Below are 21,631 nucleotides of genomic sequence, written 5' to 3'. Positions count from 1 at the left end.
GAGTGTGGGCGGGGGGCGAGATAGCCCTTCGGGAGTGACAGGAGGTCCGTGCCTCCGCTCGCGGACGACGCGGTCAGCGTTATCCGCGCGCCGCGCCAAGGGCCGACGAGATGGCTACGAAGGGCTGGACGGCGGATCGGCTGCCCGACCAGAGCGGGAGGACGGTCGTCGTCACGGGCGCGAACGGCGGACTCGGTTATCAGGTGACGCGCGAACTCGCCGGTCGCGGCGCGACCGTCGCGATGGCCTGCCGGAGCGAGGAACGCGGCGAGCGCGCGCGGCGGCGCATCCGCGCCGCGTTCCCCGACGCCGACCTCGATCTCGACCTCCTGACGCTCGACCTCGCCGACCTCGACTCGGTGCACGGGTTCGCGCGGGCCTTCCGGGAGGCCCACGACGACCTCCACGTCCTCGTCGACAACGCGGGCGTGATGCACACGCCGTACCGCCGGACGGCCGACGGCTTCGAACTTCAGTTCGGCGTCAACCACCTCGGGCACTTCGCGCTCACCGGCCTGCTGCTCGACCGCCTCGCGGCGACCGACGGGACGTCCCGGGTCGTCACCGTGAGCAGCCTCCTCCACCGACGCGGCACGTTGCGGCTCGATACGCCCGACGAGGCGTCGTACGACCGCTACGAGGCCTACGCCGGGAGCAAACTCGCGAACCTACTGTTCGCCTACGAGTTACAGCGCCGCTTCGAGGCGGCCGACCTCGACGCGCTGAGCCTCGCGGCCCACCCCGGCTGGGCCGCCACCGGCCTCCAGCGCGCCGGCCCCGAGATGGAGGGGAGTCGTCTGAAGGCGCGGCTGATGGACCTCGGGAACGCCCTCTTCGCCCAGTCGGCGGCGCGCGGGGCGCTCCCGATCCTGTACGCCGCCGCCGGCTCGCCGGTCGAGGGCGGCGCGTTCTACGGGCCGCGCGGCCCGGGACCGCTCCAGTACCGGGGGCCGCCCGACCGGGTGGAGTCGAACGCGAAGTCACACGACCGGACCGCCGCCCGGCAGCTCTGGATCGCCTCCGAGAACCTCACCGGGGTGCGCTACGACTTCGAGGGGGCGAAGGAGGCGGAGCGGGCGGCGCGCTAACTCCCCCGGCCGTCCCGGCCCGAGTCGTCGGGATCGTCGGACCCGCCGGGTCCATCGGACTCGTCTGATCCGTCGCGCTCGTCGCGCTCGTCGAGCAGCGCCCGCGCCGCCTCGACGTGCGCGTCGCCCTCGGGGTGGCCGGTCCCCTCGACGTGCGAGAGCAGCGTCCGTACCTGGTCGAGTCGCCGCTCGACCGCCGCCTCCGGCGCGTCCCCGCGGGCGACGTCCGCCGCGACGGCCTCCGCCTCGCCCAGCCAGCGGTTCGCCGTCCGGTCGAGGGGGAGGTCGGCGGTCGCTTCGAGGTGGGCGTGCAGCCGTTCGAGGAGCGGACGGTCGTCGGACACGCTACTCGTACCGGAGGGCGTCGATCGGGTCGGTTCGAGAGGCGTTCCACGCCGGGTAGAGGCCCGCGAGCACGCCGACGAGCACGCCGACGACGACCGCGATCGCGGTCCACGTCCACGGGAAGACGAAGGGGACGTCGACGAAGACGGTCGCGACGTACCCCGCGAGCACGCCGAGGACCGTCCCGAGGACCGCGCCGACGACCCCGAGGATGACCGCCTCGAAGAGGAACAGCTGGAGGACGTCGCGGTTCTGCGCGCCGACGGCCTTCATGATGCCGATCTCGCGGGTCCGCTCGGTGACGCTCACGAGCATGATGTTGGCGATCCCGATCGAGCCGACGACGAGCGAGATGACCGCCACCCCGACGACGAAGTTCGTGAGCGTGTCGAGGATGTCCCGCAGTTGATCGAGCAGTTGCTCGTTGGTCTGCGCGCTGAAGGAGTACCCGGACGGGGCGAGCGCCCTCGCGTCCGAGTCCTCCCGGAGATAGTCGAGGACGCCCCGCCGAACCGACTCGACTCGCTTCGGGTCCGCCGCCTCGACGACGAGCAGCGGGTAGACGCGCTCGCGTTCCCCGGTCCTCGGGCTCGTCACCGTCGTGGAGTAGAACGGGTCCGGCGGGACGTAGACGCGCGGCGAGGCGTCGAACCCGTCGAACGCGCCCTGCCCCTGTGAGGTGGAGAGGATCCCGACAACCGTCGCGTTCACCGTTCGACCGTCGGCCAGCGAGAGCGTCACGCGGTCGCCGACGGTGGCGTTGGTCTCGAACAGCGCGGCCGCCGCGGGGTTGAGCACCACCTCGCGCTCGCCGCTCCTGAACGCCCGGCCCTCCTCGAAGTCCTCCGCCTCGAAGTAGGCGGGCGTCACGGTGACCGCGCCGCTCTGGGCGACCGTCCGTCCGCGGAACTCGATCGCCGAGAGCGGGACGACGCCGCGCGGGACGACCGCCTCGACGCCCGTCACCCCTCGCAGCTGTCGAACGTCGCGCTCGGTGAACACCGGCTGTGCGCCCGCGCCGGGCGGCCCGTCCTCGCTCTCGGCCGCCCAGACGTTGATCGTCGACGCGCCGCCCCCGCCGACGTCGCCGATGATGCTCTCCTCGAGCCCGCCGCCGAGCGTGACGAACGTGACGACGGCGGCGACGCCGATGACGACGCCGAGCGTGGTGAGCGACGAGCGGAGCGCGTGCCCGCGGATGGCCCGCCAGCTGATGCGGACCGCCTCCCTGGAATCCACTCAGGTCCCCCCGTCGGCGAGTTCCTCGATCCGCTCTATGCGACCGTCGAGGAGGTGGACGACGCGCTCGGCGCGCTCCGCGACGGACCGCTCGTGGGTGACCACCAGCACGGTGTTACCCTCGGCGTGGAGGTCGTCGAAGAGGTCGAGGATCCGCCCGCCGGTCGTCGAATCGAGGTTCCCGGTCGGTTCGTCGGCGAGGAGGATCGAGGGGTCGTTCGCGAGCGCCCGGGCGACGGCGACGCGCTGGCGTTGGCCGCCGGAGAGTTCGCTCGGGCGGTGGTCGGTGCGGTCCGCGAGGCCGACGCGAGCGAGCAGATCGTGGGCGCGGGCGTCCCGCTCGTCGCTGGAGACGCCCCGGAAGATCATCGGCAGCGCGACGTTCTCGATCGCGGTGAGCTTCGGCATGAGGTTGAACGTCTGGAAGACGAACCCGATCTCCCGCCCGCGCAGTGCCGTCCGCCCGCGCTCCGAGAGGTCGGCGACGACGGCACCGTCGACGCGGACGGTCCCCTCGGTCGCCGTGTCGAGACAGCCGACGAGGTTCATCAGCGTGCTCTTGCCGGACCCGCTCGGCCCCATCACGGCGACGTGGGAGCCGCGGGGAACGTCGAGCGAGACGCCGTCGAGCGCGTAGACCGGCCGCCCCCGGTCGTACACCTTCCGCACTCCCGCGAGCGAGACGGCGGCCTCGGCGGTCGCTTCCTGCGCCGTAGGCATGCCGGAGGATCGGGCGCGCCGTCGATAAGGGTTCCGTCGGTACGGGCGACCGGGGGCGTCGCGCGCCGCGGGGACGGCCAGAGAGCCCTACCGGTACCGCGAGAGGTCGACGAAGCGGTCCGACGAGAGCCACCCGTCGACGTTCCCCTCCTCGATGATGACCGTCCGCTCCGGACGCGTTCGACAGGCGACCGCCCTGACCTCGCGGTCGGATGCGGCGTCGGTCCGTTCGGGCCGTGAAGTGCTCACGCCCCGATTTAGGGCGGCCTAAACATAAACGTTGCAGTTGGGCTCAGAACCGATCGGGGTCGGTCGCCGCCAGTTGCGTGCGGACGGCGGCGACGTTCTCCGGCGCGTCGTGGACGCGGATGATGTCCGCGCCGCGCTCGGCGGCGATCGCCGTCGCCGCGACCGTCGGGGCGAGTCGGTCCTCCGAGTCGTAGCCGACGAGGTCGAACATCGACTTGTGGGAGTGGCCGACGAGCACCGGACAGCCGAGGGCGTGGAACTCGTCGACGCGCCCGAGCAGTTCGAAGTTCTCGCGCCGGGACTTCCCGAAGCCGATGCCGGGGTCGACGATGATCTTCGAGCGGTCGAGGCCCGCCTTCTCCGCCAGGAGGACGCGCTCGGTGAGCGCGTCGATGACGTCCTCCACCACGTCGTCGTACTCGACGGTCGTGTCGGGATCCACCGGTGCCTCGATGCTGTGCATGACGACGATCGGGACGTCGTACTCGGCGGCGACGTGGCGCATATCGGGGTCCTCCAGCCCGGAGACGTCGTTGAGCACGTCCGCGCCCGCCTCCAGAGCGGCGCGGGCGACTGACGCCTTCCGGGTGTCCACGGAGACGAGCGCGTCGAGGTCCGCGAGGCGCTCGATCACGGGAACCACGCGGTCGATCTCCTCGTCCGCAGGGACCGGCGTCGCGCCGGGGCGCGTCGACTCGCCGCCCACGTCGAGGACGTCGACGCCCGCCTCGACCATCGCCTCGGCCCGCGCGACCGCCGCCTCGACGGAGTCGTACTCGCCGCCGTCGTGGAACGAGTCCGGGGTGACGTTGACGATGCCCATCACGCAGGGGCGCTCCTCCCACGGGTAGCCGTGGCGGTTCGGGTCCGCGTCCACGGCGAGCGCGTCCGCGAGCGAGTCGCCGAGTTCCGCCAGGCCGTACGGCTGACCGTCGAGCCTCTCGCGGAGGCGCTCGTGCTGGGCGAGCGTGCCCATCAGCACCACGTCGACCGGCTCGCGGTCCTGCGAGGAGAGCCCCGAGACGGCGCACTCGCCGCCGAGGCTCAGCATCTCCTCCCTGAGGTACCGCGCCTGTCGGGGCTGGACGCGCGTCTTGAGGACGCGGTGGACGCCCTTCCCCCGCATCCGCCAGACGCCGGAAGCGGTCACGTCGGCGTCCTCGAGCATCGCCCGCGCCTGCTCGAGGTTCCGCACGCTCTTCGGGATCTCGACGCGCGTCCACCGCTCGCGCGCCTCCGCGACCGTGTAGAGCGATCCCGTGACGAGCACGCAATCGTCGATCGCGGCCGCGTCGAGCGCCGCGTCGAGCGCACCCGCGACGTCGCCCGACTCGATCACCTCGCCCGCCTCGTCCGCGAAGACCCGCGCCAGCGCCGAGGGCGTCTCCGCGCGGTCGAGATCCGGTCGACACGTGTAGACGCGGTCCGCCCGGGGGAGCGCCTCGGCCATCCCCGGGTGGTCCTTGTCGCTCATCGCGCCGAAGACGAGGTGGAGGTCGTCGTAGTCGAACTCCGCGAGCGTGTCGGCGACGCTCGCACAGCCGCCGGGGTTGTGCGCTCCGTCGAGCACCGTCAGCGGCGCGCGGGACATCACCTCGAACCGCCCCGGCCAGTGGGCGTTCTGCAACCCGCGGGCGAGGGTCGGCTCGTCCACGTCGGCGACCGCGCGCGCGAGGGCGGCCGCGACGCCGGCGTTCGTCGCCTGGTGTGCGCCGAGTTGCGGGAGGCGCACGTCGACCGACCAGTCCTCGCCGGTCAGCGAGACGCGTCCCTCGAGCGCCTCGCGGCCGTCGTACCGGACGACCACGTCCGCCTCGTCGTCACCGACGGTGACCACGTCGGTGTCCGCCGCGGCCTCGCGCACCGCGGCGAGCGCGCGGCCCGTCGTCCCGGTGACGAGCGGGCCCTCGCCGGCGACCTGTGCCTTGTCGCGGGCGATCTCGTCGACCGACTCGCCGAGCAGGTCGGTGTGTTCGAGCGCGACGCTCGTCACCGCGCTCGCCGCGGGGGAGACGACGCTCGTCGCGTCGTACCGTCCGCCGATGCCGACCTCCAGCACGGCCACGTCCACGTCCTGCCGGGCGAACTCCCAGAGCGCGAGGACCGTCATCGTCTCGAAGAAGGTGGGGCAGTCGCCGCGGCCCGCGGCGTCGAGGATCGACTCGCGCGTCTCCTCGACGAACTCGACGACGGCCGCCTTCGTCACCTTTCGACCGTTCACGCGGACGCGCTCGCGCACGTCAGAGAGGTGCGGCGAGGTGTAGAGACCGACGTCGAGACCCGCCTCGCGGAGGACGCGCTCGACCATGCGTGCGGTGCTCCCCTTTCCGTTCGATCCAGCGATCTGGACGAACTCGAGGGTCTCGTGGGGATCTCCGAGCGTCGAGAGCAACGAGCGGGTGGCGTCGAGTCCCCTCCGCGAGGGATACCGGCGAAGGTCGAAGAGGAACGACGCCGCCTCGTAGAACTCCATACTCGGATGCTTCCGAGCGGGCCGCTTTAGCCTGTCGAAGCGTCCCCTGCCGATCGACCGCTCCGCTCACGCGTCGTCGAGGCGCGGCTCCAGTCGGGCGCGGGGCTCGCGGTGATCGGCGAACGCACCGTGCGTGCAGGCGAGCGAGAGCACGAGGCTATCGCTCGCGAGCGCGACGGCGGGCACCGTCGGAATCCCGACGTACGGGGCTATCCCCCACAGGACCGCGCAGGCGAGAAACGCCGGTGCCAGCCAGGGGTGGCGCGTCCGCAGGACGTACGTCCACGTCGCGTAGATCCGCAGCGCCGTGTGCGGCCACGACGCCGGGGCGTCGAGCGCGAAGTGGAGCGTGCGCTCGTCGGGGTAGCGGCGGAGTTCGCAGGCGGCGACGAACAGTTCGACGTGCGCGTAGCCGAACAGCGCGAGCGTGACGAACGCCCACGCCGGCGCGACCGGGAACGTCACGAGCGCGCTCCCCGCGAGGCCGAGCGCGGCGATCGCCAGCGCGGCGGCTACGAGGGCGAACCGCGACGGCCAGCCGGTGCGATCGAGGCGGCGGGCGACGGACCGCACGCGGGCGCTGCGGCTGAGCCAGAGCGTCGCGTAGGGGAGCGCGATCGCGCCGATGGCGACGGCGAGCGGGGCACGCATTCGACGGAGACGACGATGCCGGGGCGCAAAAGCGTAGGCGCTACCGGGGGCGAACAGGCGGCACGGTCGCTCCACGGGCCGCTGTGCCGCACAACCGCAGGACGACCCGTGACGGAAGTCAGCGCACGGGGACGCTGGTCCCGGCCTCTGATAAAAAGGTTCGGTAATGTAGTGGTAGAATGAAACATCACTCGACGATCGATACCGGTATCCTCCGTCGAACTACGTCGCGATACTGGTATAGCCCCGGCAATTTCGTGTCAGCACATCAAGACTAATTAAGTGGCTGGGAGCCGTCGTAACGAACGCCCACGGCACGTGGGAGAGATCACAATGAGTGACGACAAACCTGTCGAGAACGGATTCGACGAATCGTCCCGCCGATCGTTCATGAAGAAGGGCGCGCTCGCCACCGGTGCCGCGATGGTCGGACTCTCCGGAACGGGGTCCGTGGCGGCCCAGCCCGACGAGTCGGGCGACCAGTTCAAGGCGCTGATGTACGCCAACGACTTCCATCCGAACCAGCGGTTCCGGTTCGTCTCGGACGTCATCGACTACCGCCCCGAGGAGGTCGACATCGCGCTGTTCAGCGACTTCAACACGCGGCTCATCGAGTACGTGAGCACGGGCGACACGGTGCCGTTCTTCCCGGCGCAGTCCGCCGAGGTGGAACTGGACACGGTGTACAGCCTGAGCGACAGCTTCGCGCTGTTCGAGAACAACGAGGACGGCGTCATCAACGTCACCTACAGCCCCGCACAGGAACAGCCGATCAGCGGTGGCGGTGGCGGCAGTAACCAGACGAGCGGGAACGACACCAGCGGCAACAATACCTCGTAAGGGCGTACGGCGTCACGGCGTCACGGCGTTTCCCGACTCGATCGGGGCGAGATCGCGCTTTTTTCGACCGGTGAGAGTCCCTCGCGTACTCGGCGACCCGTATCGGAACCTTTGACTCGGGGGGCGGCCGTGGCTACGGCGAGGATGGCACGCGAACGATACACGTTCACCGTAGAGCGGGTCGGTACTGGCCCCGGGGGGTCCCGGGAGGCGTACGGCTTCGCGCCGAACTTCGCGGTCGAGTTGCTCCCCGACGAGCGGTACCGGGTGTACGACCGCTTCCGTCAGCACGTCGACGACGGCTGTTCGCCGTCGCATCCGATCTCGACCCGGCGACGAGCGTTCACCGACCGCTTCGAGCCCGGGGAGGAGGTACCCCTGGGCGAAGCGGAGCGACGGTGTGCCGAGGTCGACGACGTGTTCGTCGAGTTGTCCCACTGGTTGGAGGGGATCGCGGGCCCCGGTGCCCGGGCGTCGGATCGGAAGCGCCCGTGACGGCGCGACGGGCGCGAGACGGTCAGAAGTCGACCACCATCTCGATGCCGCCGAGTATACGTTCCCGGTCGGGGATGTACCGCTCCTCGCGGGCGAACAGCGGGAAGGGGAGGTCGTACCCGGTCACGCGTTCGACCGGGGCTTCGAGGTAGAGGAACGCCTCCTCGTTGAGCCGCGCGATCACCTCCGCCGCCATGCCCGCGGTCCGCGGCGCTTCGTGAACCACGACACAGCGCCCGGTCTTCCGGACCGACTCGACGACGGTCTCGGTGTCGAGCGGCGAGATCGTCCGGAGGTCGATCGCCTCGACGCTCGCCTCCGCGTCCTCGACCGCGCGGAGCGTCTCCCACATCATCGCCCCCCAGCTGATCACCGTGACGTCGTCGCCCTCCCGACGGACGGTCGCCTCCCCGAGGGGGACGGTGTGGTCCCCCTCCGGAACGTCCTCCCTGAACCGCCGGTAGATCCGCATCGGTTCGAGGAAGACGACGGGGTCGGGGTCCCGTATCGAGGCGGTCAGCAACCCCTTCGTATCGGCGGGCGTGGAGGGGACGACGACCTTTATCCCCTGGACGTGGGCGTAGCCCGCCTCGAAGCTCTCGGAGTGGTGCTCCAGCGCGTGGATGCCGCCCCCGTACGGCGCGCGCACGGTCATCTGGCAGTTGAACCGCCCCCGCGACCGGCTCCGGAGCCGGGAGACGTGCTGCTTCAGCTGGTGGAACCCCTGATCGATGAAGCCGGCGAACTGGATCTCCGGAACCGGCGTCAGTCCGTACGTGGCGAGTCCGACGCCCGTCCCGATGATCCCGGCCTCGGCGAGCGGCGAGTCGTAGACCTGATCGGGGTACTTCTCGAGCAACCCCTGGGTCGCGCGGAAGACGCCCCCGTTCACGCCGACGTCCTCCCCGTAGACGATCACGCCCTCGTCGCGCGCCAGCTCCTCGTCGAGGCCCTGTCGAACCGCCTCGACGACGTTCAGGTTATTCGCCATCGTTCGCCCTCCTGAACGCCGCGAGCTGCGCCTCCAGGTCCGGCGTCAGCTCCTCGTACACGTGCTCGAACATGTCCGCCGCGTCGAGGGCGTCCATCAGCTCCCGCGTCTCGGCGAAGGCCTCGTCGGTGTCGCTCGCGATCTCGCTCTCCAGTTCCGCGATCCGCTCGTCGTCGAGGACCCCCCGCTCCGTCAGGTACCGCTCGAACCGATCGATGGGGTCCCGCTCGACCCACGCCTCCTCCTCCGTCTCGTCCCGGTAGACGGAGGGGTCGTCCGCCGTCGTGTGCATCGACCGCCGGTAGGTGACCGCCTCGATCATCCCCGGGTCGCCCGCCCGCGCCCGCTCGAGCGCGTCGGCGGTGACCGAATAGACCCCGAGCACGTCGTTTCCGTCCACCTGCACCGTCTCGATCCCGGCGGCGATGGCCTTCTGCGCCAGCGTCTCGGCGTCAGTCTGGCGCGCTCTCGGTACCGAGATGGCGTACTGGTTGTTCTGACAGAAGAAGACTACGTGGGCGTCGAACACCCCCGCGAAGTTCATCCCCTCGTAGCTGTCGCCCTCGGAACTCGCCCCGTCGCCGAAGTAGACCAGCGTCGCCGCGGGGTCGTCCGTGATCTCCTGGGCCCAACCGATCCCCGCCGCGTGCGGGACCTGCGCCCCGACCGCGATCGACGGGGGCATGTTGTGCTCCCCCTCCGGGATCATCGCCCCCTCCTCCATCCCCGCGGTGTAGGCGAGGATCGCCGCGATCGGCGTCCCCCGGGTGAGGTACGCGGGGTGTTCCCTGAAACTCGGGACCATCCAGTCGTCCTCCCGGAGCGCGAACGCGCTCCCCACCTGCGCCGCCTCCTGGCCGACCGCCGGGGCGAACGTCCCGATCTCGCCGCGCCGCTGCAGCGCCACGCCCTTCTCGTCGAGCGCCCGCGAGCGCTTCATCGACTCGTACAGCGCGAGGAGTTGTTCGTCCGAGAGGTCCGGTTCGAGGTCCTCGTCCACCGTTCCGTCCGCCGCCAGCACCTGCACGCGCTCGACGTCGAACTCGGCGATAGATTCCCGGGGCATCGTCTCCGAAAATTGTGTCCGCGCCGTTGTATACGCTGTTCTCGCGGAGGAGAGGGAGTGTCGTCGGAGACTTACAGACGGCGGTGAGGGTCAGTCGTGGCGGAACGACCGAACCCCGGTGAACGCCATCGCGATGCCGAGGTCGTCGCAGGCGGCGATCACGTCCTCGTCGTTGACCGACCCGCCGGGCTGGATCACCGCCTCGATCCCGTACTCGGCGGCCGTCTCGATCCCGTCGGGGAACGGGAAGAAGGCGTCGGAGGCCATCACGGCACCCCGCGCGTCCTTGCCCTCGGCGTGCTCCTCGCTCTTCATCCCGGCGAGGCGGACCGCGTCCACGCGCGAGACCTGTCCCATCCCGACGCCGACCGTCTCCGTGCCCCTCGCGAAGACGACGGCGTTCGACTTGACGTGCTTTATCACCCGCCAGCCGAACAGCATCCCCGCCACCTCCTCCTCGGTCGGCTCGCGCTCGGTGACGAACTCGAGGTCGGCCGCGGTGACGGTCCGCAGGTCGCGCTCCTGGACGAGTCGCCCGCCGGTGACGTGCTTCTCGACGAATCGCTCGGACCGGCGGTCGCGCTCGCTCGCGCGCCCGGCGGCGGACGGACCGTCGAGGTCGCCCACCGCGAGCACGCGGAGGTTCTTCTTCCCCCGGAGCACGGAGAGCGCGTCGTCCGCGTAGCCGGGTGCGACGACGACCTCCTTGAACGAGTCGACGATCCGCTCGGCGGTGGCGGCGTCGCACTCGCGGTTGAGCGCGACGATGCCGCCGAAGGCGCTCATCGGATCGGTCGAGAGCGCCCGCTCGTAGGCGTCCGCGAGCGAGTCGGCGGTGGCGCAGCCGGCGGGGTTCGTGTGCTTGATGACCGCGGCGGCCGGCTCGTCGAACTCCTTGATCAGGTTCAGCGCGCCGTCGGCGTCGTTGTAGTTGTTGTACGACAGCGCCTTCGCGCCCTCGTTCAGCTGCGGCGCGCCGACGACCGTCGCCTCCTCGCAGGTGAGGTCGGCGTACAGCGCGGCGTCCTGGTGGGGGTTCTCGCCGTAGCGGAGCGACGCGAGGCGGTCGTCCCCGACGATCCGTCGCCGGGGGAGCGCCCCGGCCTCGTCGCCCTCGACGCGGACGCCGTCGTCGGTCACCTCGACGCGCCCCTCCGCGACCGCCCGCACGGCCCGCGGGTAGGCGCGGAACTCGGCCTCGTAGAGCACGCGCTCCGTGAGCGTCTCGACCGTGTCGTCCTCGTAGACGGGGACCGGCTCCTGGGCGACGACGGGGCCGGCGTCGACCTCCTCGGTGACGACGTGGACGGTGCAGCCGGTGACGCGGACACCCGCCGAGAGCACCTCCTCGTGGGCGTTCGTGCCGGGAAACGAGGGGAGCAGGGAGGGGTGGACGTTGAGCGTCAGCGGCGCGGCGTCGAGGAACTCGCTCGTCAGCACGCGCATGTACCCGTCGAGGCAGACGACGTCGACGTCGTAGTCGGCGAGGGCGTCGAGGATCCGCCGCTCGTGGGACTCGCGCGACTCGCCCTCCTCGCGCTCGACGCTCTCCGTCGGGACGCCGCGCTCGGCGGCCGCCGAGAGGACGGGGGCGTCGGCGCGGTTCGAGAGGACGACCGACAGCGACGCGCCGCCCGGCGCTCGGTCGTCTACGTTCAACAGGTTGCGCCCGCGATTGCTCGCCATGCCCGCGATCTTCATGTGTGTCAGGCCCGGGGGGAGGCTCAAAGCGGTGTCGGTTCGAGTGCACGGACGTGTATTATCGAACTCCGCCCTCATCATAGGTACACACGATCGTGTATCGTCGCGTCCGCGGTCGGGCGCGTCAGTCGACGAGGGTGCCGAGGATGATCCACCGGTTCGACCACAGCTGGTACGCCGTGGAGAGAGCGACGATCAGCAGAGAGCCGCAGGCGAGGAGGAGCACGCCGGACTCGCCGAGCGCGACGAGGCCGACCTCGACGAGGACGACGGCGACCAGCGCGAGGAGCGCGAGCGTCCGGTAGTACTGTGCCCACGTGACGCCGTAGGGCGTCGCGACCTCCATGTAGAGGCAGACGCGGCGGGCGCTATCGTCGAGTTCGATCGTCTTTCGGTCCCGGTCGTACCTGATGATCCCCATGTCGTCGAGCTTCGGCAGGTGAGTCTGGTGGAGGGAGTTGTAGACGCTGTCCCGGACGTTTCGCGGCGCGGGCGACTCGCCCGCCTCTCGCTCCGCGATGGACTCGGCCAGCCCGCGCAGCGTCACGATCCCCACGCGCGAGCGCAGTTCGCGGATCACGTGTCGGCGGCGGTCGTTGCGCAGCACGTCGTGGATGTCGGTCTCCGCCAGCCGCGGCGGCGAAGCGAGGACTCGCCGACTCACGGACGCTCCTCCCCGACCGTGGTGTTCTCCGCCATCGTGAGAGTGTCGAGAACGGGGGATAGTAAGCGTGGTCGACCGTTGCAGCGCCGAGCGCGACGAACGTCGAATTAGTCGGACGGCGGGCGACAGGTGTTTGATACACGGAGCCCCCCGGATCGACTAAAACGGTGCTTAACCGCCGTTCTCTGCGGTTTCGGGGCGTCTTCCGGAGCAGAGTAACGAGCCATTAGCCCTCCGAACCGTCCGTTTACCGCCTCGAACCGTCCGTTTGGTCGGCGAAGCGGTAATTGCTGAAGGTGGTGGTGAGAGAGCGGACTGCCAGCCCGGCAGGTCCGGGCGGAGACACATCATGTCAGACAAACCGATTCGACTGTCCCGGCGCAAGATGCTCGCGGGACTCGGCACGATCGGCGTCGCGTCGACCGTCGCGGGGCTCGGAAGCTACGCGGCGTTCAGCGACGACGCCCAGGCGAAGGCGACGTTCACGGCGGGCGACCTCGACGGTACGGTGCGGTGGTCCGCGAGCTACAACGGGGAGATCGTAGACCAGTCCCAGGGGGACGAGGGCGATCACAACGACCTCGCCGACGGCCACCCCGTCCGCATCCAGGCGCGGCCCGAGGAGGGGCTGGTCGGGCTGAGCGTACAGGACCTGAAGCCCGGTGACTTCGGCTCGATCGTCTTCGAGTTGAGCGTTGAGACGAACCCCGCGTGGGTCACGTCCTGTATCGGCTACGAGAACGACGACGACAACGGCATCAACAACCCCGAGTCGTACAGCGACGACCCGCAGGCTCGACCCGGTCACGTCACCGACGACCGCGGCGAGGGGGAGGGCGAACTCGCCGACGCCCTGCTGGTCCTCCCGTTCTACGACGCCGACGTTCGGTCGTCGTTCTTCGACGGCGACAACCCCGGCGTCTACCGCGTGGACGCGGGGCGCTACGAGTGCAATCCGGAGTACGTCAGGGACTACGCCGACGGCACGACCGCGGAGTTCTGGGACAACGCGGAGGAGTGCACCTTCCTCCCCCAGACCGTCGCGGAGGTCGCGAAACACCCACTCAAGGGCGGGACCGTCCTCTGGAACTACCCGGGGGCGACGCAGTTCATCGCGAAGGTGCTCGGCGTGCCCTACGACGGCGAGTACGGGCGGGGCTGCACCCTGCTCAACGGCGCGCAGCGCGGGAACACCGACAACACCCAGGTCCCGGAGGACCTCGTCCAGCCGCTCATGCCGGTCGTCGACTCGGCGGGCGAGGAGCACCCCGAGAACGTCGTTCGCTTCGGCTACGACTGGCACCTCCCGTACACCGTCGGGAACGAGGTCCAGACGGACCAGCTCGACGTACTGTTCGGGTTCCACTTCCAGCAGTACCGCCACAACCGGAACCCGCTCGCGCCCAGCATGTTCACGCCGGGAACCGGCGCGTCCAGCGGCGAGCACGAAGGCGACGACCTGGAGTAACGGGGATGACCAGGCGGTTATCCCACCCCGCCGTCCCCGCGACGGCGTCGCGACCGCATTCCCGTCGGTCCACCCCCTCGCCGGCACTCACCCGAGGTGGGCCGTGAGCGATCGGCTCACCCTCGACCGACGCGCCGTCCTCTCCGCGGTGGGCGGGATCGGTGCCGCGAGCTTCGGGGCGGGGACCTACGCCGCCCTCTCGGATCGGGCGGCCACCCGCGCTCGGCTCACCGCCGGGGCGGTCGATCTCGCGGTCCGCTACACGGGGACGGTCGGCGGCGCGACGGTCGGGAGCGGGACCGTCGCCGACGGCGAGCCGATCACCCTGTCGTTTCCCGACCTCCGGCCCGGTTCGAGCGGCGAGGTGCTGTTCGAGTTCGGCGTGACGAGCAACCCCGTCTGGCTCTGGCTCTGCACGTTCGCGTCGAGGACGGACGGCGGCGGAGGAGCCGACGAGGGAGCGGATCTGTGGGACGCCCTGTGGGTCGCGCTCTCGCTCGTCGACGAGAACGATCGGGCGACCGTCGTCGCGTCCGGAACGCTGGCGGCGGTCGAGCGCGCGCTCGTGGGCGGACTCCCCGTCGACGGAACCGGACGCCCGCGACCCCCCGGGACGCAGGCGGCGCTCCGGCCGACCGCCCCCGGGGAGCGGGGATCGGTCGCGCTCCGGTTCGAGTGGGAACTCCCGGCCGACGCGGGGCCGGGGGTCGAGGGCGACGGCGTCGACGTCGAGTTCCGCTTCGCCGCCCGGCAGGCGCGCCACGCGTCGCCCGCCGAGTCGCCGTGTGCGGACGACGGTGGCGGCGATCCCGGCGGCCCGCGGTCGGGCATCAGCTTCGTCGCCTTCTGCTACGAGGGCGAGGAGCCGACGATCACCGCGCTGGAGGTGACCGAATCGAAGGTCGAGGGGGGGACGCGGGAACCGCTCTCGATCCGGTGGGCGGCGGACGCGCCGATCGAGGTCGTGGTCCTCAAGGAGGGGTTCGATCGGTTCGGGCGCGGTCCCGACGCCCTGGAGAACTTCGCGGTCGGCGGCGCGACCGACGGGACGGCGACCGTCGGCGGCGGCACCGCGCCGGCGGCGGACCAGACGCCCGCGGACCCCTGCCCGGGCGATCTGGCGTGCGTCAAGTACGAGTGGAACGCGAGCGAGGAGGTGTTCGAGCGTGAGGCGTAGGCTGCGGGCGGTCCGCGACGAACTCGGCGACCGCCCCGACCTCCCCGGCCGCCGACGGATCGGCCGCGCGCTCGGCGCGCTCGTCCTCGTCGCCGCCGTCGCGCCGTTCGTCGTCCACGCGGTCCCCGCGCTCGTCGGGGCGGACGAGAGTTACGTCGTCCTCTCGGGGAGCATGGAACCCGCCATCGGCACGGGCGACTCCGTCCTCGTCCGTCGCGTCGATCCCGGCGCGATCGAGGAGGGCGACGTCGTCACCTTCGGGGAGCCTCCCGGCGAGCCGACGACCCACCGCGTGATCGAGGTCGTCGAGACCGACGGGGGACCGGCGTTCCGTACGCAGGGCGACGCGAACGCCGCGCCCGACGGCGAACTCGTCACCCCGTCGGAGATCCGCGGGAAGGTCGTCCACGTCCTCCCGCTGATCGGCTACGTCCTCTGGTACGGCGGGACGCCCCTCGGGCTGGCGCTGCTCGTCGGTGCGCCCGTGGCGCTGCTCGTCGGCGGGGAGGTGCGGAGCGTACTCCGATCGGGTCGGGCGAACCGGGCGGGACGGACGGACGGGTCCGCGACCCCGGACGCCGGGGACGAACCGGACGCCGGGCCCTCGAACGCGGACGGTGCGGCGGTCGAGTCGGGGGACGACGCGATCGCCGTCACGCGGTTCGACCTCCGGGCGACGCTCGTCGTCCTGGTCGCCCTCGCGGCGTACAGCGCGGCGGTCGCGGTCCTGCACCGGAGCTTCTGGTCGGTGGGCGTGGCCGTCGCCGCCGGGGGGACGGCCCTGTTCCTCGGGGCGGTGTGGTACGCCGCGCCGTCGGCGGAGCCGGACGCGACGACCGACGACGGGCCGTCGGACCCCGCGGCGATACCCGACGGGGGTGAGCCGGAGTGATCCTCCGGGACGCGACCGTCGGTGCGCTCGCGCTCGTGATCTGCGTCGTCGCCTTCGCCGGCGGCTACGGCACCGTCGCGTACCTCGCGGACGAGGAGGTAGCGACCGTGTCGTTCGCGGCGGCGGACGACCTGTCGCCGTCGAACGCGACGAACGGGAGCGCGGAGAACGCGAGCGCGGCGAACGAAAGCGCGACGAGCGGAAGTACGACGAACGTGACGAGCGAGAGCGCCGCGCCCCTCCCGGAGTCCCGACGCTCGTCGGAAAACGCGTCGACGTCGAGCGCGCCGGTGAACGCGGGCGGACCGACGAACGGGAGCGCCGGAGGCGCGCCCGGCCGGTGAATCGAACGCTCTGCCCGCTCGTCTAACGGCGACCGGCGCGATCCGTCGCCGTCTCCGCGGCCGATCCGGAGCGGGTCAGCGAGCGGCGAGCGTCCGGCGGAGCGAGACGCCGGCGCTCGCCGCGACGAACCCGAACGCGAGCGGGAGCAGGACACCGAGCGGGACGAACGCGGCGGCGGGGAAAAACGCCGTCCGACCGGGACCGACGACGTACGCGACCGCGGGCGACAGGGGGAGTATCGCCCCCGTGACGGTCCGCGTCGCGTAACCGATTGCGGCGCTCCCGAGCGCGGCGAGTGCCAGGAACGCCCACAGTAGTGCCGACGCCGTCCCGTTCGTCGCCTCGTACGCCGCGAGGAAGAGCGGCATCGCGACGGCGGCGAGTGCGGCAACGGCGAGCGCGATTCGGCGCGACTCGACCGGCGAGCGGAGGGCGGCCGACATGGCCGAACTGTCGCCGGCGGCGGTGAATACTTTCGGTCGCCGACCTCGTCTCCACGCGCTCGTCGCTTCGACACCCTTTTTCGCCCGGTGCGCACACCCCCCGGTATGCGAACGTCACTCGACGCCGTCTCGCCGCTCGACGGGCGCTACGCCTCGAAGACGGCCCCGCTCGTCCCCTACGCGAGCGAGTCGGGCCTGATGCGCGCCCGCGTGCGGGTCGAGGTGGAGTACCTGATCGCGCTGGCCGACCTCGACGCCACGCCGCTCTCGATCGACGCGGACGACCGCGCGGCGCTCCGGGCGCTGTACGGGGAGTTCGACGCGGACGACGCGGAACTCGTCAAGGAGATCGAGACCGAGGGCCACGGCGAGTTCCCGGCGACCAACCACGACGTGAAGGCCGTCGAGTACTTCGTCCGCGACTCGTTCCCGGAGTACGGCCCGTGGATCCACTTCGGGCTGACGAGCGAGGACGTGAACAACCTCGCCCAGCGGCTGCTCGTCCGCGGCGCGGTCGAGGCGGCGCTGCTGCCCGAACTGCGCGCGGTCCGCGACGACCTCGCCGACCTCGCGCGGGCGCACCGCGACCTCCCCATGCTGGCGCGCACGCACGGCCAGCCCGCCACGCCGACCACGTTCGGCAAGGAGATGGCCGTCTACGCCGCCCGCGTCGGGCGGGCGGTCGCCGCGATCGAGGGCGTCGAACTGGCCGGGAAGCTCGCCGGTGCCTCGGGCACCTACGCCGCCCACCGCGTCGCCTACCCGGAGGTGGACTGGCGGGCGTTCTCGCGGGCGTTCGTCGAGTCGCTCGGGTTCGCCCACCTCCCGCTCGCGACCCAGGTGAACCCCTGCGACGACCTCGCCGAACTGTTCGACGCGTTCCGCCGGGTCAACGACGTGCTACTCGACCTGGATCGCGACGTGTGGCTCTACGTCAGCGACCGCTACCTCGGCCAGGAGGCCGCCGCGGGCGAGACGGGGAGTTCGACGATGCCCCACAAGGTCAACCCCATCGACTTCGAGAACAGCGAGGGGAACCTCTCGAAGGCGAACGCCGACCTCGTCTTTCTCGCCGACTACGTGACGACCTCGCGCCTCCAGCGCGACCTCTCCGACTCCACCGTGAAGCGTAATATCGGCGCGGCGTTCGCCCACTGCCTCATCGGTTATACGAAGCTCCGGACCGGGCTGGGGAAGGTCGTTCCCAACGAGCGCGTCATGCGCGAGGAACTCGAGGCCACGCCCGCCGTCGTCGGCGAGGCGGTCCAGACGATCCTCCGCCGGGAGGGCCACGAGGACGCCTACGAGCGGGTGAAGGCGCTCACGCGGGGGCGGGAGGTCACCCTCGACGACTTCCGGGCGCTGTTCGACGACCTCGACGTGGACGAGTCCGTCCGCGACGAACTGCGCGCGCTCACCCCGGCCGGGTACACGGGCCTCGCGAGCGACCTCGTGGACGAACTGGACGGGACCGACGCCCCGGCGTCGGACGCCCCCGACGATCCCGACGACTGACCGGGACGCGCCCGCGAGCGCGTTCGAGGGGGCAGTGTTCCGTACGCGGCCGCCGGACGAGCACCCACGGGGGGTGGGAGTGAACGGGCCGACCGCTCGGCGAGCGAGAACCCATAAGCACGCCGGAGGCGCGCGCAGTGCGGTTCGCAGCCGTCGAGCGGGAGGGGGCGTTCGAGGCCGTCACGTCGGCGCGTTCGACTCGACGACTCGTATCTGAACGGTACCCGTTCGAGCCGGCAAAAGGGTCATACGCCGCAGTCCCGTAGTTCGTCCGGGTGAACGACTCGTGTTCACGGACCGCACGGAAGGGGGACGACAGCTCGCCGAGGTGCTCGAATCGCGCGGCGTCGAGGCCGACATCGTCCTCGCGATACCGCGCGGCGGCCTCCCGGTGGGTCGGGCCGTCGCGGACGCCCTCGACCTGCCCCTCGACGTGGTCGTCGCGCGCAAGCTCGGCGCGCCGGGTAACCCGGAACTCGCCGTCGGGGCCGTCGGGGCCGACGGCGCGACGTGGATCAACGACGACCTCGTCGCCAGCCTCGGCGTCACCGAGGGCTATCTCGACGACGAGCGCGAGCGGCAGGCCGAGGCGGCGCGAGAGAAGGCGGCGCGCTACCGCGGCGACCGGCCGCCGCTCGACCTCCGGGGCAAGACCGCGCTCGTCGTCGACGACGGCATCGCGACGGGCGCGACGACGCTCGCCTGCGTCAGGACCACGTACGCCGCCGGCGCGGATCGGGTGATCGTCGCCGCGCCGGTCGCCCCGCCGGACTCCGTCGAGATGCTCGAACGCGAGGCCGACGACGTGATCTGCGTCGAGACGCCCGCCTACTTCGGCGCGGTCGGCCGGTTCTACCGGGAGTTCGGACAGGTGCCCGACGAGGAGGCGGTGCAGTATCTCGATCGCGAACGAGGGCGGTGAGCGCGACCCAATCGGCGCTCGCTCTCTCGGGCGAACTCCTCCATCGACGGTACCCCTCGACCGACGGACACCTCGACCGACGGATCCCTCGACCGACGGAGCGTCGACGCTCGCGAATCGAGGGTGCACCCGCGTCCGTCGACACCACAAGGACCACGGTGGTCGGTCACCAGTGTCACACGAGGGTGACGCCGCCGGGAGCCCCCGACCGGCGGTCGGCGATGGAACGGCCGTCCTCGGCCGAGCACGGGTACGAAACGGGAGGCGCACGGGCGGACCGCCCTCACGTCGCATCGTGGGGACGTTCGAGCCGTCGGACGCCGGGGTTCACCGACTCCGGGGGTCACGACCTTTCTTGGGGAGGTGCGCGGACGGCCGGAGCGCACGCTCGCGGCAGTATCGTCCGAATCGCTACTTAAATCACCTTTACAGGACAACCCAAAGAAGTACCCGCCGCCCCCGAGGCGTTACGAACGGGTATCGGCACGGTACGCCGGTCGCATCGACCGTCCGAGCCTCGCTCCGACGCCCGGACGAGGCCCCACAGGTGGGGGAAACCGAGGGATGCGGACGGATGCGAGTGCGTGGGCCGATACTCAGGATCGTGGGGACGCCTCTGACCGTCCTCCCTCTTCGTTCGTTTCTGTGCCTTCACCGATCACGTCGAAGCGCAGCGCCGGAGCGAACGTCGGTCCGGACCGTCGCGTCCGACGGACGTTTATGTAGGTGGACGTCAATTGCGAGACGATGGCAGAGGGTGAGACGTTGCTTAACGCCGTTATCGGCGCGATCGTGACCGTCGTGTTGTCGTTCGTTCCGCTGTCGCCCGTCATCGGGGGGGCCGTGGCGGGGTACCTCCAGCGCGGGGACCGCCGCGCCGGCGCGAGCGTCGGGGCGCTGTCGGGCGTGTTCGCCTCCCTCCCGCTCGTCGGCGCGCTGCTGTTTCTCGGCGGCGTCCTCACGTTCGTCCCGGTGATCGACACCCTCACGCCGCTCGTCGGGACCGTCGGCGTCGCGCTCGTCGTCGGCGCGTTCCTCGCCGTCGCGCTCGTCGCCGCCCTCCTCGGCGCGCTCGGCGGGTTCATCGGCGTCTACGTTCGACAGGAGACCCGCGTCGGGGCGTCGTAGGTCTGGAAATCGAGGTCGGAGTCGGGTACTCGCCGCTCATCCCCGCAGCGTCGTCACCGCCTCCCGGAGGATCTCGCCCGCGCGCTCGACCTCGCTCCGCCTGACGTACTCCCGCCGGGCGTGGGCCACCGGTCCCTCCTCGTCCGCGAGCGCGCCCGGCCCGAAGACGACCGTCGGCTCCGGCGCGAAGTAGGACGCCTCCGTCGCCGCGCCGAACGGGCGCGCCTCCCCCGCGCCCGCCCCCCGCAGCGCCGCGACGAGCGGGTGCCCCGGGTCGGTGGCGAACGCCTCCAGGAACGGCGTCTCCCGCTCGGTGAGGGAGAACTCGCAGTCGGCGTCGAGGGGCGCGAGGTGGTCGTTCAGCGCGCGCTCGAACCCCGCCGCGGTCTCGGGCGGGACGCTCCGGCGGTCGACGTCCACGCGACACGAATCGGGGACCTGGTTGATCGCCTCGCCGCCCCGGATCCGCGTCGGCGTGAGCGTCGGCGCGCCGAGTTCCGGGTGCGGGTCGGGACCGCGCGCGCCGTCGAACGTCCGGAGCGCGCCGAGGACCGCCTCGGCGGCCGCCACCGCGTTCACGCCCGTCTCGGGTTCGGCGGCGTGGGCCGCGACCCCGCGGATCGAGATCGATCCCTCGAACCGGCCGCGCGCGGCGGTGCAGACGTCGAGGCCGGTCGGCTCGCCCACCACGTACAGGTCGCCGTCGAGCGTCGGCGCGAGGGCGGCCGCCCCCGCCGAGGTGGTCTCCTCGTCCGGCGTCACCGCGAGCGTGAGGCGGGGACCGTCCGGTGGCGCGGCCGCGAACGCGGCGACCATCGCGGCGAGGGGCCCCTTCGCGTCGCACGCGCCGCGACCCAGGACCACGTCGCCCGCCGCGCCCGCCCCGCTCGACGCACGCGCACCATCGCCACTACCGCCATCGTCGCCGTCGCCGCCCGCTCCTCGCTCGCCCGACCCACCTGCGTCGGCTCCCGGAACGGCCGCGCTCCGCCCGAAGGGGACGTGCGGCGGGACGGTATCGAGGTGCGTGTTGAGCACGAGGTGCGGACGCCCCTCGCCCTTCGCCGCGAGCACGTTGCCCGCCGCGTCGACGCGAGGTGCCTCCCCCGCCTCGCGGAGCGCCTCGACCAGCAGGTCGCGCATGTCGTCGACGGACTCGTGGGAGGGCGTCCGGACGGCGCGCTCGTGGAAGGAGAGCGGATCGATCTCGCCCATCGAT

The 21,631-nt window shown here is 71.5% G+C and carries 22 protein-coding genes; 10 read left to right on the top strand and 12 right to left on the bottom strand.

What is annotated here, in order from left to right:
* The first annotated feature begins 110 nt into the window (after positions 1 to 110).
* Positions 111 to 1,088: an oxidoreductase gene (locus NKI68_RS12855; protein ID WP_254543501.1), complete on the top strand. Its 978-nt coding sequence runs from the start codon at positions 111 to 113 to the stop codon at positions 1,086 to 1,088.
* Here NKI68_RS12855 and NKI68_RS12850 read toward each other — a convergent pair.
* From NKI68_RS12850 to NKI68_RS12825, 6 genes are all read right to left on the bottom strand, one after another.
* A complete protein-coding gene (locus NKI68_RS12850) occupies positions 1,085 to 1,432 on the bottom strand; it encodes a DUF8152 family protein (protein ID WP_254543500.1) in 348 nt (115 codons plus the stop codon). The two genes, NKI68_RS12855 and NKI68_RS12850, sit on opposite strands and share 4 nt — an antisense overlap.
* 1 nt (position 1,433) lies before the next feature.
* Positions 1,434 to 2,672, bottom strand: coding sequence for an ABC transporter permease (locus tag NKI68_RS12845; protein ID WP_254543499.1), 1,239 nt, complete (start codon positions 2,670 to 2,672; stop codon positions 1,434 to 1,436).
* Positions 2,673 to 3,392: an ABC transporter ATP-binding protein gene (locus tag NKI68_RS12840; RefSeq protein WP_254543498.1), complete on the bottom strand. Its 720-nt coding sequence runs from the start codon at positions 3,390 to 3,392 to the stop codon at positions 2,673 to 2,675.
* An 87-nt stretch (positions 3,393 to 3,479) separates the two neighbouring features.
* On the bottom strand, positions 3,480 to 3,641 hold the full coding sequence (locus NKI68_RS12835; RefSeq protein WP_254543497.1) for a hypothetical protein: 162 nt from the start codon (positions 3,639 to 3,641) through the stop codon (positions 3,480 to 3,482).
* 43 nt (positions 3,642 to 3,684) lie between these two features.
* Positions 3,685 to 6,114, bottom strand: a complete 2,430-nt coding sequence (folP, locus tag NKI68_RS12830; protein WP_254543496.1) for a dihydropteroate synthase — start codon at positions 6,112 to 6,114, stop codon at positions 3,685 to 3,687.
* Positions 6,115 to 6,180: 66 nt separating this feature from the next.
* Positions 6,181 to 6,765, bottom strand: coding sequence for a hypothetical protein (locus tag NKI68_RS12825; protein ID WP_254543495.1), 585 nt, complete (start codon positions 6,763 to 6,765; stop codon positions 6,181 to 6,183).
* Between the two features lie 333 nt (positions 6,766 to 7,098).
* On the opposite strand from NKI68_RS12825, the gene NKI68_RS12820 reads away from it, so the two are divergent.
* Both NKI68_RS12820 and NKI68_RS12815 read left to right on the top strand, forming a co-directional pair.
* Positions 7,099 to 7,605: a twin-arginine translocation signal domain-containing protein gene (locus NKI68_RS12820; RefSeq protein WP_254543494.1), complete on the top strand. Its 507-nt coding sequence runs from the start codon at positions 7,099 to 7,101 to the stop codon at positions 7,603 to 7,605.
* A gap of 144 nt (positions 7,606 to 7,749) precedes the next feature.
* Positions 7,750 to 8,100 carry a hypothetical protein gene (locus NKI68_RS12815; RefSeq protein WP_254543493.1) on the top strand — a complete coding sequence of 117 codons (351 nt, stop codon included), beginning with the start codon at positions 7,750 to 7,752 and terminating at the stop codon, positions 8,098 to 8,100.
* Positions 8,101 to 8,122: 22 nt separating this feature from the next.
* Here NKI68_RS12815 and NKI68_RS12810 read toward each other — a convergent pair whose 3' ends face one another.
* The 4 genes from NKI68_RS12810 to NKI68_RS12795 form a co-directional block, all read right to left on the bottom strand.
* Positions 8,123 to 9,091, bottom strand: a complete 969-nt coding sequence (locus NKI68_RS12810) for an alpha-ketoacid dehydrogenase subunit beta (protein WP_254543492.1) — start codon at positions 9,089 to 9,091, stop codon at positions 8,123 to 8,125.
* Entirely contained in the window at positions 9,081 to 10,157 is a 1,077-nt protein-coding gene (gene pdhA / locus NKI68_RS12805; RefSeq protein WP_254543491.1) for a pyruvate dehydrogenase (acetyl-transferring) E1 component subunit alpha, read from the bottom strand. Before pdhA ends, NKI68_RS12810 begins: the two co-directional genes overlap by 11 nt.
* Before the next feature lie 90 nt (positions 10,158 to 10,247).
* Positions 10,248 to 11,858 carry a bifunctional phosphoribosylaminoimidazolecarboxamide formyltransferase/IMP cyclohydrolase gene (gene purH, locus NKI68_RS12800; protein WP_254543490.1) on the bottom strand — a complete coding sequence of 537 codons (1,611 nt, stop codon included), beginning with the start codon at positions 11,856 to 11,858 and terminating at the stop codon, positions 10,248 to 10,250.
* Between the two features lie 124 nt (positions 11,859 to 11,982).
* A complete protein-coding gene (locus NKI68_RS12795; protein ID WP_254543489.1) occupies positions 11,983 to 12,522 on the bottom strand; it encodes a DUF7344 domain-containing protein in 540 nt (179 codons plus the stop codon).
* 349 nt (positions 12,523 to 12,871) lie between these two features.
* Between NKI68_RS12795 and NKI68_RS12790 the strand changes: the two genes are divergently transcribed.
* The 4 genes from NKI68_RS12790 to NKI68_RS12775 all read left to right on the top strand — a co-directional run bounded on the left by NKI68_RS12790 (position 12,872) and on the right by NKI68_RS12775 (position 16,403).
* Positions 12,872 to 13,990: a SipW-dependent-type signal peptide-containing protein gene (locus NKI68_RS12790; RefSeq protein WP_254543488.1), complete on the top strand. Its 1,119-nt coding sequence runs from the start codon at positions 12,872 to 12,874 to the stop codon at positions 13,988 to 13,990.
* A gap of 103 nt (positions 13,991 to 14,093) precedes the next feature.
* Entirely contained in the window at positions 14,094 to 15,167 is a 1,074-nt protein-coding gene (locus tag NKI68_RS12785) for a hypothetical protein (protein ID WP_254543487.1), read from the top strand.
* Positions 15,157 to 16,059 (top strand): signal peptidase I, encoded by a 903-nt coding sequence (locus NKI68_RS12780; RefSeq protein WP_254543486.1) that lies wholly within the window; start codon positions 15,157 to 15,159, stop codon positions 16,057 to 16,059. Before NKI68_RS12785 ends, NKI68_RS12780 begins: the two co-directional genes overlap by 11 nt.
* On the top strand, positions 16,056 to 16,403 hold the full coding sequence (locus NKI68_RS12775; RefSeq protein WP_254543485.1) for a hypothetical protein: 348 nt from the start codon (positions 16,056 to 16,058) through the stop codon (positions 16,401 to 16,403). The genes NKI68_RS12780 and NKI68_RS12775 overlap by 4 nt, the downstream gene beginning before the upstream one ends.
* Positions 16,404 to 16,478: 75 nt before the next feature.
* Here NKI68_RS12775 and NKI68_RS12770 read toward each other — a convergent pair whose 3' ends face one another.
* A complete protein-coding gene (locus NKI68_RS12770; protein WP_254543484.1) occupies positions 16,479 to 16,847 on the bottom strand; it encodes a hypothetical protein in 369 nt (122 codons plus the stop codon).
* A gap of 105 nt (positions 16,848 to 16,952) precedes the next feature.
* Between NKI68_RS12770 and purB the strand changes: the two genes are divergently transcribed.
* The 3 genes from purB to NKI68_RS12755 all read left to right on the top strand — a co-directional run bounded on the left by purB (position 16,953) and on the right by NKI68_RS12755 (position 20,412).
* A complete protein-coding gene (purB, locus tag NKI68_RS12765) occupies positions 16,953 to 18,362 on the top strand; it encodes an adenylosuccinate lyase (RefSeq protein WP_254543483.1) in 1,410 nt (469 codons plus the stop codon).
* Between the two features lie 286 nt (positions 18,363 to 18,648).
* Positions 18,649 to 19,284 (top strand): phosphoribosyltransferase, encoded by a 636-nt coding sequence (locus NKI68_RS12760; protein WP_254543482.1) that lies wholly within the window; start codon positions 18,649 to 18,651, stop codon positions 19,282 to 19,284.
* A gap of 747 nt (positions 19,285 to 20,031) precedes the next feature.
* Complete coding sequence (locus NKI68_RS12755; protein WP_254543481.1) at positions 20,032 to 20,412, top strand: DUF5518 domain-containing protein; 381 nt, start codon at positions 20,032 to 20,034, stop codon at positions 20,410 to 20,412.
* A 36-nt stretch (positions 20,413 to 20,448) separates the two neighbouring features.
* On the opposite strand, the gene NKI68_RS12750 is transcribed toward NKI68_RS12755, so the two are convergent.
* Positions 20,449 to 21,627, bottom strand: a complete 1,179-nt coding sequence (locus tag NKI68_RS12750; protein ID WP_254543480.1) for a M20/M25/M40 family metallo-hydrolase — start codon at positions 21,625 to 21,627, stop codon at positions 20,449 to 20,451.
* Positions 21,628 to 21,631: the final 4 nt, after the last annotated feature.

Source organism: Halomarina pelagica, assembly GCF_024228315.1.
In the GTDB taxonomy this organism is placed as follows: domain Archaea; phylum Halobacteriota; class Halobacteria; order Halobacteriales; family Haloarculaceae; genus Halomarina; species Halomarina pelagica.
This window is presented reverse-complemented; position numbering and strand designations above follow the sequence as displayed.